Source organism: Xanthobacter sp. BG11Y11_SDJG, from assembly GCF_057364445.1.
Genome location: NZ_JBNFNU010000114.1, coordinates 1 through 11,330 on the forward strand (window position 1 = coordinate 1; position 11,330 = coordinate 11,330).

Consider the following 11,330-nt stretch of genomic DNA (forward strand, 5'->3'; position numbering starts at 1 on the left):
ATGCGCGCGCCGGGTGCGGAGCTTTTTCGGCCCGCGCGGCGCGGGCAGCGTGCCGGCGCCGAGCGCCGCAAGCGCCCCCGCCAGAAAGCGCCGGCGCCGAATTCTGCCGACAGGACATGGTGTTTGGCGCTGTTGTTCATGGACATCCTCCCCCAGGCCGATGCCGACGCCCGGCCCGCTGCGGCGCAAGGATCCAAATTTGCCCTTGCGCTAACATTCAGATAATCTAATTTAATAACTCTGAATGTTTCAAGGGCGCCGGACGCTTTTTCTTCCCTTAAGGGAACGGCGCGGACGCCCCCGAAAAAGGGAGCAAGCTCATGGCCGCCTGTTCGTCCGCCGGATGCGTCTTCCGGCACAAGGCTTGGTCGCCTTATGCGGCCGGCATCCTCATCGGGCTGCTTCAGGTGCCCGCTTTCCTCCTGATCGAGACCGCGCTCGGCGCGTCGTCGTCGTACGTCACGGTCGGCGGATACTTGGCCGCCCTGCTCGATCCCTCCGTGACGCAGATCAAATATGTGGCGAACCACATGGCGGCCTCGGCCAAGAACTGGTGGCAGGTGGCGCTGGTGGTGGGGGTGGCGCTCGGCGCCTTGCTCTCCAAGACCCTGTCGGGCGCGAAGCGCCAGCCCATCTCGCCGATCTGGGCGCGGGCGCTCGGCACGGCCAGTCCGGCGGTGCGCTACGCGGTCGCCTTCGGCGCCGGCTTCCTGATGCTGTTCGGCGCCCGCCTCGCGGACGGCTGCACCTCCGGCCACGGATTGTCCGGCATGGCGCAGATGGCGGTCTCCTCCACCATCGCCGTCACCTTCATGTTCGTCGGCGGCATCGCCACCGCCTTTCTCCTGCTGCGCCGCATCTGACGCGCGCGACCCGAAGGAGCATGTCCATGTCCCTCGTCCAAGCCATCGTCATCGGCCTCCTCATGGGCGCCGTGTTCGGCCTCGCCCTGGAGAAGTCCCGCGTCTTCGAGCCCGGCATGATCGTCGGCCAGATGCAGATGCGGAACTTCATCATGCTGAAGGTCTTCCTGACCGCCGTCGCCACCGGCGCGGTGGTGATCGCGGCGCTGCACGGCCTCGGCCTCGCCAAGCTCGCGCCCAAGCCGACCCTCTATGCGGCGGACGTGATCGGCGGGCTGGTGCTGGGCGCCGGCATCGCGCTCGCCGGCGCCTGCCCGGGCACGGTGCTGGCACAGGTGGGGGTGGGCTACCGCGACGCGATCTTCACCCTTCTGGGCGGCATCGCCGGCGCCATGGCCTTCTCCTATGCGGAGCCAACGCTGAAGCCGATGCTGCTCACCGGCGCCGGGCCGGATCACCTTCATGGACCTCACCGGCATCCCCTACTGGATGCTCGCGGCGGGCCTTGCGGCGGCGATCGTCGTCGGCCTCATCGCGCTGGAGCGCTGGCGGCCGTGGCGGGCGGACCTCGGCGCCGACGTGGACGGCGATTTCGGCCCGCGCGAGAGCGCCGCCGAGACCGCCGGCCGGCTCAAGCCCGCGGCAGTGAGCGCCATGGCCGCGACCGACCTTGGCGCCCGCCGGCGCATCGCCATCCTCGGCTCGGGCTTCGCGGCCCTCACCGCCGTGCGCGAGCTCCGGCGGCGCAGGGTGGAGGCGGAGATCGTCCTGGTCTCGCCCACGGCCCGGCTGACCTATCTGCCGAGCCTGATCTGGGTGCCGGCGGGCCTGCGGCGCGCCAGCGACCTGGAAGTGCCGCTCAAGGGCTTCTTCGCGGCCCACGGCGTCACCCATCTGGAGGCCCGCGTCACCGGCGTGACCGATGCCGGCCGCACGGTCGAGACCACCGCCGGCCCGCTCGCCAACGACGTGCTGCTGATCGCCAGCGGCGGGCGCTATCTGCGCAAGCTGCCGGGCATCGAGCACGCGTTCATTCCCTGCGAAGGCATCGCCGCTGCCGAGGCGGTGCGCGAGCGCCTCGCCCGCCTCGAGACCGGCCGCGTCGCGGTGGGCTTCGCCGCCAACCCGCAGGAGCCCTCGGCGGTGCGCGGCGGGCCCATGTTCGAGTTCCTGTTCGGCCTCGACACGCTGCTGCGCCGGCAGGGGCGCCGCGATGCCGTCGACCTCGTCTTCTTCAACCCTTCGCGCGAGCCCGGCCAGCGGCTCGGCGCGCGGGCGGTCACCGGCCTGCTGGCGCAGATGGAGCAGCGCGGCATCGCCACCCATCTCGGCCATAAGCTGGTGCGCTTCGAAGAGGACCGCGTGGTGAGCGAGGGCGGGGAGGTCGAGGCCGACCTGATCCTGTTCATGCCCGGCCTCACCGGCCCCGCCTGGCTTGAGGACAGCTGCCTGCCGCTCTCGCCCGGCGGCTTCATCGCCGCGGACGCCACCTGCGCCGTCAAGGGGCTGAAGGACGTCTATGTGGCCGGCGACGCCGGCTCCTTCCCCGGGCCCGACTGGATGCCCAAGCAGGCGCACCAGGCGGACCTCCAGGCCAAGCGGCGGTCCGCAACATCGCCGCGGCACTGGCCGGACGGCCGGCGGACGTCACCTTCAAGCCGGAACTGGTGTGCATCGTCGACACGCTGGACGCGGGCATGCTGGTGTTCCGCAATCCGCGCTACAACGTCACCCTGCCGCGGCTGGGGGTGTTCCACCTGCTGAAGCGCGAGTTCGAGCGCCACTATCTGGCGGCCTACCGGGCCGCCTGAGCCTCACGGCGGCCCGTCGCCGCCGGCCCGCCGCGCGCGCATGGCGAGCGCGGTGCCGCGCAGGAAGTCGGTGAACGAGCCCTCCATCAAAAGGGCGATGCCGAGCCGCGCGCCGGCCGCCATGCCGAGCACCGCCAGCGGCCAGGACAGCGCCATCAGCGAGCCGGCGGTGATGCCCTGGCCGATGGTGCAGCCGCCGCACAGGATGCCGCCCACCCCCATCAGCACCGCGCCCAGAAGATGGCGCTTCATCTCGCGCGGATCGTCGAACGCCTCCCAGCGGAACTCGTCGGCGCGCAGCGCGGCGAGCGCCGCGCCGAGCGCCACGCCGGCGGCCGAGCCGATGCCGAACTCGGCGAGGCTCTCGGTGACGAACACCAGCCCGAAGAAGCCGCGCGCCACCGGCGAGACGAAGGTGAGGCTCTGCGGGGCGACGGGATGCGCGAATTCGTCCACCAGGAACAAGGTCGCCATCCAGCCGGCGATCACCGCGAGGCCGAGCAGCGCGCCGGCGGTCACCAGCCGGGGCGCGCGCCGCAGACGGGCATCGGCAAACACAAGCCCGATCAGGCCGATGCCGATCACCACGGCCAGCATCATCCGGAAGTCGATGCCGCTCAGCCGGCCGAGCACCGAGGGCAGATCGGACTGCGTGCCGGCGGGCATGGGCAATTGGACGCCCTCGATCACGTCCACCCGGAAGCCGGCCAGCGCGCCGCGCAGCGTGGCATAGGCGACCGCGCCATAGACCATGAGCACCACGAGGCTGCGCAGGTCGCCGCCGCCGAGCCGCACCAGCGAGCCGAAGGCGCAGGTGCCCACCAGCGCCATGCCGAGGCCGAACAGCAGCCCGCCGAACAGGATGCCGAACCAGGGCAGCGCGGCGCCCACATAATTGGTGCGCTCCGGCGCCAGCACGTCCAGCGCCACCAGCAGCTGGGTGCCGATGAGCGCAACGCCGAGCGCCAGGCCGAACACCTTCAGGCGGCGAAAATCGGCGCCCACCATGGCGTCCTCCAGTGCGCCGAAGGTGCACAGGCGCGCCCGGAACACGGCGAAGCCGGCGACGCCGCCAACCAGAAGGCCGGCGAGCGCGACCCACCAGGGGTTTGAAATGTCCATGCGCCGGTCCTCCCGTGACGCCGCCGCCCGTTCCGGGTCGGCGGTCGCCGGCGCTGTTCTTTGAAGGTTCGGACCCTCGGGGCACGCCGTTCAGGGCGTCCGGCGGCCGATGCGATGCGCACCGCAGCCTCCCCGCCGCCGACCAGGCGCCGTTGGGGAATATCTTCTCGGCTTTTTCCAATCCCGCAATAGGCAATGGTGATCGTGCGCACGCGCGCGGTCCGGCGGTAGGCCACCGGCCCCTTGCCTCAGCTCATTTTTCGGCGGCGGCGGCCGGCTCGCAATAAATCGAGTAGATCACCGAGATCACCCGCCGCACATCGTCATTGGCAAGGCTGTAATAGATGGTCTTGCCGTCGCGGCGGGTGGTGACGAGGTCGTCGAGCCGCAGCCGCGCCAATTGCTGCGACACGGTGGGCTGGCGCAAGGAGAGGATGTTCTCCAGCTCGGTCACCGAGCGCTCCCGCTCGGCCAGAAGGCACAGCAGCAGCAGGCGGTTCTCGTGCGAGAGAGCCTTGAGGAAGTCGCTCGCCTTGCGGGCGTTGCGCATGAGCTGGTCCAGCTCGGGCGAAATCTCCGGGCCTTCGCGCAGTTCGTCCTCGATCCGCGTGGACAGGATTGGCGACATCGTCGTTTCCAGACCTCTCAGTCGGCGATCCGCCGGCGGGAACACGCCGGGCGCTGTGTGCGGTGCATCTTAGTGGCGCGAATCGCCCAGGTCGAACCATCAAAGGCGAAAAAATCGCCGCCGCCCGCAAACTGTGCACATCGCCGATGCCGGTCCGCTCCCTTGTTCATCCGCTTCAATTGCGCGCCGTGGCCGGATGATCCGGGGCACGGGAATTCCTGGCGGGAAGATCGCGCGTCATGGCGCCGAGCAGGCCCCAGAACGCCTCCTGCGACAGGTAGCCCGTGATGCGGCCCACCTCCCGCCCCCCTTCCACCAGGACGAAGGTGGGTGCGTAGCGCACCGGCGCCGCGAGCGCGATGCCCCCCGCGTCATCATTGAGCAGCGCGCCGAGGCCGCTGGACAACGTGGCGCGACGCAGCGGCGCCCGCTGGCCTTCCTCGGTACGGCCGTAGATCGGCGCGACCTCGGCATCGAACTGGCGGCAATAGCTGCAGCCCGGCCGCTCGAACATCACCAGTTCCGCCGCCCGTGCCGACCCCGACGACGCGAGCGCGGCCAGCAGGACGCAGGCAAGACCGCGAGCGAGTCCGCCAGCAACACCGCTAGCAATACCGCTCTTGCGCACGCGCACGCTGGACATATCGGGCACTCCTTCGGACGCTCGCCAGGGCTCAGGCCGCTTTACATATTATCGCATGCGAATATATTATTCTACCGGACGTCGCGCGCCGAATTGAGGCGGATCAAATCCGCCCGAGACCAAACAGCGCGGCGCGCGGAAGCGCCGAGAGGACGCGCCATGTCGCTGGATGTGAGCCTGCCCGGCGCGTTCGTCGCCGGTCTCCTCGTCCTTTGCCTCGCCCTGCGTGCTCGCCGCTGGTGCCGGCCTATCTCGGCTTCCTCGCCGGCGCCGCCGAGGCCGCGCCCGCCGGAGCCGGCGCGACGCCGGCGGCCGGCGAACCGCGCCGTGGTGGCGGCCGCCTTCGCCTTCGTCCTGGGTTTCTCCACCGTCTTCATTCTGCTCGGCGCCACCGCCTCGACGCTGGGCCAGGCGCTGATGCGCTTTGCCGGCCCGCTGACCATCGCCTCGGGCGTGCTGCTGATCGTCTTCGGCCTGCACATGCTGGGCCTGGTGCGCATCCCCTTCCTTTACCGCCAGGCGAAGCTGGAGGTGCGCGAGAAGCCGGCGGGGCTCCTCGGCGCCTATGTCATCGGCCTCGCCTTCGGCTTCGGCTGGTCGCCCTGCGTCGGGCCGGTGCTGGCGGCCATCCTCATCGTCGCCGGGGCCGAGGCCTCGCTCGGGCGCGGCGCGCTGCTGCTCGCGGTCTATGCCGCCGGCATCGGCATCCCGTTCCTGCTGGCCGCCCTGTTCGCCGGCCCGTTCCTTTCCTGGGCGGCGGCGGTGAAGAAGCGCCTGGGGCTGATCGAGAGATTTCGGGCGCCCTGTTGGTGGCGACCGGGGTGATCTTCGTCACCGGGCTCATGCCCGAGGTGGCGCAATGGCTGCTCGACCGGGTGCCGGCCTTCGGCGCCATCGGCTGACACGCACAGGGAGGACGCCATGGGAGCCAAACGCAACGCCGCATCCGGACCCTCGCGCCGCGCACTCATCGCCGGCGTGCTCGCCGGCGGACTTGGCAGCGGACTTGCCAGCGGCCTCGCCGCCGGGCCGGCCCGCGCCGCGACGCGGCTCGGCGACGACGGGCTCTACACCCAGGACTGGTATGTGGAGGGATTCCTGGACCTTAAGGAGGACCTCGCCGCGGCCGCCGCCCGGGGGCACGGCTTCGCCCTCCAGTGGAGCCAGCGCGGCTGCCCGCTGTGCAAGCGCCTCCACACCGAATATTTCGCCGACCCCGCCATTGAGGGGCCGATCAAGGCGACCTTCGATATCGTCCACCTCGACCTGTTCGGCGCCCGCGAGGTGACGGCCTTCGACGGCGCCCGCCTCTCGGAGAAGGCGCTCGGCACCCGCGAGGGCATCCGCGCCACGCCCACCTTCCAGTTCTTCGCCGAGGTGGAGGCCGGGTGAAGGAGGTGGCGCGCATGCCCGGCCTGCTGGCGCCGCCGGAATTTGCCGCCATGTTCCGCTATGTGGCGCAGAAGGGCTATGCCGGCGCCACCTTCCCCCAGTGGCTGGCCCGCCAGAGCGCGCCGCGCGGCTGAACGCCGCCGCCATCTACGCCTTTACCGCCCTTCCGCCGGCGCATGGCGGCGCCCCGCTGTCATGCCTTGCGTCCGGCCCCTGCGGGGTGTTCTGTGCCTCGCCAATAACAGCCGTGAGGAAAGGCCGACGCCATGAAGCTCTATGATTCGGGACGCGCCCCCAACCCGCGCCGGGTGCGCGTCTTCCTCGCCGAAAAGGGCATCGAGGTGGAGCTGGTGCCGGTGGACCTCGGCAAGATGGAGCAGAAGAGCCCGGACTTCACCCGCATCAATCCGCGCCAGCGGGTGCCGGCCCTGGTGCTCGACGACGGCACGGTGATCACCGAGACCATGGCCATCTGCCGCTATTTCGAGGCGCTGAAGCCGGAGCCCAACCTGTTCGGCCGCACCCCGGTGGAGCAGGGCCTGGTGGAGATGTGGCAGCGCCGGGTGGAGCTGGAGCTGCTCTATCCCATCATGTTCGTGCTGCGCCACACCAATCCCGGCATGGCCCCGGTGGAGGTCCCGCAGGTGCCCGAATGGGGCGAGGCCAACCGGCCCAAGGTCATGGCCTATCTCGAATTCCTGAACCTGGAACTGGCGGAGCGCGCTTACATGGCCGGCGACCGCTTCACGGTGGCCGACATCACCGCCATGGTAGCGCTCGACTTCATGCGGGTGATCCGCATCGAGGTGCCCGAGGCGTTCAGCCACCTTTTGCGCTGGAAGAGCCTCGTCTCCGAGCGCCCGAGCGCGAAGGCCTGATCCCACATGCATCTGAAAGTGGTCGGCTGCGGGGATGCGTTCGGCTCCGGCGGGCGCAGCAATTCCTGCTATCTCGTCGCGGCGGCCGGGCTGACCGTGACGCTCGACTTCGGCGCCAGCGCCCCGGTGGCCTTCCACCGGCTGGGGCTTGATCCGGCGGCGATCGACATCGTCTTCCTCAGCCACCTGCACGGCGACCATTTCGGCGGCCTGCCCTTCCTGCTGCTGGACGGGCAGTTCGTGCACAGGCGCACCAAGCCGCTCGCCATCGTCGGCCCGCCGGGCACCCGGGCGCGGCTCGAGACCACCATGGAGGCGCTGTTCCCGCGCATGGGCGCCAATGCCTGGCGCTTCGCCTGGGAGGTGATCGAGGTGGAGCCGGGCTCCACCACCGCCCACGGCCCGTTCACGCTCACCACCGCCGCGGTCATCCACCCCTCCGGCGCGCCCTCCACCGCGCTGCGCCTCACCGACGGGGCGCGCACCCTCGCCTTCTCCGGCGACACGGAATGGACCGAGGCGCTGCTGCCCATCGCCCAGGGCGCCGACCTCTTCATCTGCGAGAGCTACATGTTCGAGGGCTCGCCGGTGGGTCATCTCGCCTACCGAACCATCGCCGAGCGCCGCGCCGATCTCGGCGCCAGGCGCATCCTCCTCACCCATATGGGCGACGCCATGTGGGCGCGGCGCGACGAGGTGGACGGCGCCTATTTCAGGCGTGGCGGAGGATGGCCTCAACTCGACATCTGACGCCGCCCTCGACGCGCTCGTCGCGCGCATCCGCGCCTGCCGGCTGTGCGTGGAGGCGCCGCGCGGCGCGCCTCTGCCCCATGCGCCGCGGCCGGTGCTGCGGGTGTCCTCCACCGCCCGCATCCTGGTGGCGAGCCAGCGCCCGGCACAAAGGTGCACCTCTCCGGCCTGCCCTTCACCGACGCCTCGGGCGACCGGCTGCGCGCCTGGATGGGCGTAAGCAGCGAAACCTTCTACGACGTGGCGCGCATCGCCATCGCCCCCATGGGCTTCTGCTTTCCGGGACAGGACGCCAAGGGCGCGGACCTGCCGCCCCGGCGCGAATGCGCCGCCACCTGGCACGACGCACTGTTCGCGGCCCTGCCGAACTTCGCTCTGGTGCTGGCGGTGGGGCGGCCGGCGCAGGCCTATCACCTGAAGCGCCTCGGCCTCGGACACCTGATCGGCCGCGGCCTGACCGAGACGGTGGCCAACTGGCGCGCGGTGCGCTCGGCTGCCGCGGCAGGCGGGCACACCATGGTCTATCCCTTGCCCCACCCGTCTTGGCGCAACACCGGCTGGATCCGCAAGAACCCGTTCTTCGAGGCCGAGCTGCTGCCGGCCCTCAAGGCCGACATCGCCCGCCTGCTGCTGCGCGGCTAGAGACCGAAGCGGCCCCAGAGCAGGCGCTCCTCCACCGCCGCCAGCGCGCCGTGGGCCGCGGCGGCGCTGAAGCCGCCGGCCGGCGGCCGGAAGAACGGGCCGGGCGGCTGGATCAGCGGCATCCGCACGTCCTCGCCATAGCGTGCCTTGAGGATGGACCGCACGTCGCCGAACCCATCCACGAGGCCGAGGCCGGCGGCCTGGGTGGCGAGCCAGAACTCGCCGGAGAACAGCGTCTCGTCGCTCGCGTTCAGCGCCTCGCCGCGCCGGGAGCGCACGAGGTCCGCGAACACCACGTGCAGTTCCTTCAAGAGCGTGTCGAGCCGTTCCACGTCCTCGGGGCGCTCGGGGCGGAAGGGATCGAGCATCATCTTCTTCTCGCCCGCCGTGTAGACGCGCCGCTCGATGCCGAGGCGGGCCATCGCCTCGCTGAAGCCGAAGCCCGCCGTCAGCACCCCGATGGAGCCGACGATGGAACAGGGATCGGCGAAGATCTCGTCCGCCGCGCAGGCGATCATGTAGCCGCCGGAGGCCGCCACGTCCTCGACGAAGGCGAAGACGTGCTTGTCCTTCTCCTCCGCCAGCGCGCGGATGCGCTTGAAGATCAGGTGCGACTGCACCGCCCCGCCGCCGGGCGAATTGATGAGCAGCGCCACCGCCGGCGCCTTCTTCATGGAGAATGCCTTCTCCAGCGGCTTCGCCACCCCGGCGAGGGTGAGGCTCTGGCTGAAGGGCGAGCTCATGCCGATGGCGCCCGACAGGCGCACCACCGGCACCACCGGCAGGTCGCCCCGCCAGCTCTTGGGAACGAGATCGCGCGCGCGGCGCAGCAGGGAGGAGGAGGAGGAAAGATCGGCCATGACCCCCGATTAGCGGGCGAGTGCGTCCGCCTCAAGGCAGGCGAAGGTTTCCGACCGCGCCCCGATCGCCTAAAGGGAAGGCGCCGTCCCCGCGCCGAGGCTGCCATGTTCGTGATCGCCCACCTGTCCGATCCCCATCTCGGCCCGATTCCGGAGGCCCGGCTCTCCGAGCTGCTGGGCAAGCGCTTCTTCGGCATGATGAACTGGATCGGCGCGCGGCGGCGCAATTTCGGCGCGGCGACCCTGCGCCCACTCATGGACGATCTTTTGGCGCAGGCCCCCGACCACATCTGCGTCACCGGCGACCTCGTGAATGTGAGCCTGCCGGCGGAGTTCGACACCGGCGCCGCCTTCCTCACCGCGCTCGGTCCGGCGGACAAGGTGAGCGTCGTGCCCGGCAACCACGATGCCTATGTCCGCTCGGCGATGCACTACCATCTGGAGCACTGGGCGCCGTTCCTCGCCGGCGACGACAGCCACCCGCACACGCCGGTGGACGTGGACGCGTTCCCCTATGTGCGCCGGCGCGGGCCGGTGGCCATCGTCGGCGTCTCCACCGCGGTGCCGACGGCGGTGTTCCTCGCCAGCGGGGCGGTCGGCCGGGCCCAGCGCGCGCGGCTTTCCGGCCTCCTGCGCCGGCTGGGCGAAGAGGGCCTGTTCCGCGCCGTGATGATCCACCATCCGCCGGTGGGCGAGCGGGCGTTCCACCGCGACCTGCGCGACGCCGAGGCGGTGCGCGAGGCGATCGGACAGGCCGCGCCGAGCAAAAAAAATGGTGCTGCACGGCCACGACCACCGCGCCTCGCTCGGGGACATCCCGTCGGCCTCCGGCCCGATCCCGGTGGTGGGCGTGCCCTCCGCCTCCGCCGGACCGGACGACGACCGCGGCGCCGGCCGCTACAACCTCTACCGCATCTCGGGCGGCCCGGGCTCGTGGCGCTGCGAGATGGAGGCGCGCGGCTACGCGCCCGGCGAGACGGGCGTGGCGGAGCGGGACCGGCGGGTGATCCTCGGCTGACGGGGCGACCGGGCATTAAATTAACGTCCATTCAAAGATGCGGCAAAGTCGTGACCTGTTTGCGGCGCGCGAATTCTGACGTCACACCCAGTAACGAATTGTAACAGATCCTCATTACCGAAGTTTAAGTTGAGGTCGCCGCCCCATCGCGCCATCCTTCCTCATCCCTTGAGGAGGTTGAGACCATGAAGAAAGCCCTGATCGCCGCCACGGCCGCCGCCCTGATCGCCGGCTCCGCCGCCACCTACGCCGCCAACCCGGGCGCCGGGCCGGGCAAGGGCGAGCGCTGGCAGCCCAGCGCGGCCGACTTCGCCGCCCTCGCCGACGCCCGCATCGCCGGGCTGAAGGCGGGTCTCAAGCTCACCCCCGAGCAGGAGAAGCTCTGGCGGCAGGTGGAGACCACGCTGCGCGACGTCTCCAAGGACCGCGCCGCCCGCATGGAGCAGGCGCGCGAGGCCCGCAAGGCCAATGACGGCGCGCGGCCCGACCCCATCACCCGCATGCGCAATGCCGCCACCCGCATGGACGCCGCCGCCGCCGACCTGCGCAAGGTGGCCGACGCCTCCCAGCCGCTCTACAACGTCCTCGACGACGCGCAGAAGCAGCGCCTGAACGTTCTGCTGCGCCAGAACTCAAGGGCATGGGACGATGGGCATGATGCACCACGCGGCCCCACCGGTCCGCGCCGCGGCTGAGCGCGCCCACCGCGGAAGGCCCGCCCCG

General features: G+C 70.8%; 14 protein-coding genes and 2 pseudogenes. 12 read left to right on the plus strand and 4 right to left on the minus strand.

Annotated features, from left to right (window positions below):
• From AC2W7M_RS11570 to AC2W7M_RS11585, 4 genes and pseudogenes are all read left to right on the plus strand, one after another.
• A partial coding sequence (locus tag AC2W7M_RS11570) for a hypothetical protein (protein ID WP_486132492.1) occupies positions 1 to 225 on the plus strand: 225 nt, incomplete at its 5' end.
• Positions 226 to 320: 95 nt separating this feature from the next.
• On the plus strand, positions 321 to 863 hold the full coding sequence (locus AC2W7M_RS11575; RefSeq protein WP_486132493.1) for a YeeE/YedE thiosulfate transporter family protein: 543 nt from the start codon (positions 321 to 323) through the stop codon (positions 861 to 863).
• A 152-nt stretch (positions 864 to 1,015) separates the two neighbouring features.
• Positions 1,016 to 1,210, plus strand: a pseudogene (locus AC2W7M_RS11580) (YeeE/YedE thiosulfate transporter family protein); the annotation flags it as partial.
• A gap of 115 nt (positions 1,211 to 1,325) precedes the next feature.
• The gene (locus AC2W7M_RS11585) at positions 1,326 to 2,627 is read left to right on the plus strand and encodes an NAD(P)/FAD-dependent oxidoreductase (RefSeq protein WP_486132494.1); all 1,302 of its coding nucleotides are present in this window, start codon (positions 1,326 to 1,328) and stop codon (positions 2,625 to 2,627) included.
• 50 nt (positions 2,628 to 2,677) lie between these two features.
• On the opposite strand, the gene AC2W7M_RS11590 is transcribed toward AC2W7M_RS11585, so the two are convergent.
• The 3 genes from AC2W7M_RS11590 to AC2W7M_RS11600 all read right to left on the minus strand — a co-directional run bounded on the left by AC2W7M_RS11590 (position 2,678) and on the right by AC2W7M_RS11600 (position 5,067).
• Complete coding sequence (locus AC2W7M_RS11590) at positions 2,678 to 3,796, minus strand: YeeE/YedE family protein (RefSeq protein WP_486132495.1); 1,119 nt, start codon at positions 3,794 to 3,796, stop codon at positions 2,678 to 2,680.
• Between the two features lie 253 nt (positions 3,797 to 4,049).
• Positions 4,050 to 4,424: an ArsR/SmtB family transcription factor gene (locus AC2W7M_RS11595; protein WP_486132496.1), complete on the minus strand. Its 375-nt coding sequence runs from the start codon at positions 4,422 to 4,424 to the stop codon at positions 4,050 to 4,052.
• Positions 4,425 to 4,599: 175 nt separating this feature from the next.
• Entirely contained in the window at positions 4,600 to 5,067 is a 468-nt protein-coding gene (locus tag AC2W7M_RS11600) for a thioredoxin family protein (RefSeq protein WP_486132497.1), read from the minus strand.
• 159 nt (positions 5,068 to 5,226) lie between these two features.
• Here AC2W7M_RS11600 and AC2W7M_RS11605 point away from each other — a divergent pair, with 159 nt between their 5' ends.
• The 6 genes and pseudogenes from AC2W7M_RS11605 to AC2W7M_RS11630 all read left to right on the plus strand — a co-directional run bounded on the left by AC2W7M_RS11605 (position 5,227) and on the right by AC2W7M_RS11630 (position 8,729).
• A complete protein-coding gene (locus AC2W7M_RS11605) occupies positions 5,227 to 5,892 on the plus strand; it encodes a cytochrome c biogenesis CcdA family protein (RefSeq protein ID WP_486132498.1) in 666 nt (221 codons plus the stop codon).
• A 96-nt stretch (positions 5,893 to 5,988) separates the two neighbouring features.
• Entirely contained in the window at positions 5,989 to 6,459 is a 471-nt protein-coding gene (locus AC2W7M_RS11610) for a thioredoxin family protein (RefSeq protein ID WP_486132499.1), read from the plus strand.
• Positions 6,456 to 6,593, plus strand: a complete 138-nt coding sequence (locus AC2W7M_RS11615) for a hypothetical protein (RefSeq protein WP_486132500.1) — start codon at positions 6,456 to 6,458, stop codon at positions 6,591 to 6,593. Before AC2W7M_RS11610 ends, AC2W7M_RS11615 begins: the two co-directional genes overlap by 4 nt.
• A 132-nt stretch (positions 6,594 to 6,725) precedes the next feature.
• Entirely contained in the window at positions 6,726 to 7,337 is a 612-nt protein-coding gene (locus AC2W7M_RS11620) for a glutathione S-transferase family protein (protein ID WP_486132501.1), read from the plus strand.
• 6 nt (positions 7,338 to 7,343) lie between these two features.
• Positions 7,344 to 8,087 (plus strand): MBL fold metallo-hydrolase, encoded by a 744-nt coding sequence (locus AC2W7M_RS11625; protein WP_486132502.1) that lies wholly within the window; start codon positions 7,344 to 7,346, stop codon positions 8,085 to 8,087.
• Positions 8,056 to 8,729: pseudogene (locus tag AC2W7M_RS11630) on the plus strand (uracil-DNA glycosylase family protein). The gene AC2W7M_RS11625 and the pseudogene AC2W7M_RS11630 overlap by 32 nt, the downstream one beginning before the upstream one ends.
• On the opposite strand, the gene AC2W7M_RS11635 reads toward AC2W7M_RS11630, so the two are convergent.
• Positions 8,726 to 9,589 (minus strand): S49 family peptidase, encoded by an 864-nt coding sequence (locus AC2W7M_RS11635; RefSeq protein WP_486132503.1) that lies wholly within the window; start codon positions 9,587 to 9,589, stop codon positions 8,726 to 8,728. The pseudogene AC2W7M_RS11630 and the gene AC2W7M_RS11635 sit on opposite strands and share 4 nt — an antisense overlap.
• Positions 9,590 to 9,694: 105 nt before the next feature.
• Between AC2W7M_RS11635 and AC2W7M_RS11640 the strand changes: the two genes are divergently transcribed.
• Both AC2W7M_RS11640 and AC2W7M_RS11645 read left to right on the plus strand, forming a co-directional pair.
• Positions 9,695 to 10,711: a metallophosphoesterase family protein gene (locus tag AC2W7M_RS11640; RefSeq protein WP_486132504.1), complete on the plus strand. Its 1,017-nt coding sequence runs from the start codon at positions 9,695 to 9,697 to the stop codon at positions 10,709 to 10,711.
• An 81-nt stretch (positions 10,712 to 10,792) separates the two neighbouring features.
• Positions 10,793 to 11,302 (plus strand): Spy/CpxP family protein refolding chaperone, encoded by a 510-nt coding sequence (locus AC2W7M_RS11645; RefSeq protein ID WP_486132505.1) that lies wholly within the window; start codon positions 10,793 to 10,795, stop codon positions 11,300 to 11,302.
• Positions 11,303 to 11,330: the final 28 nt, after the last annotated feature.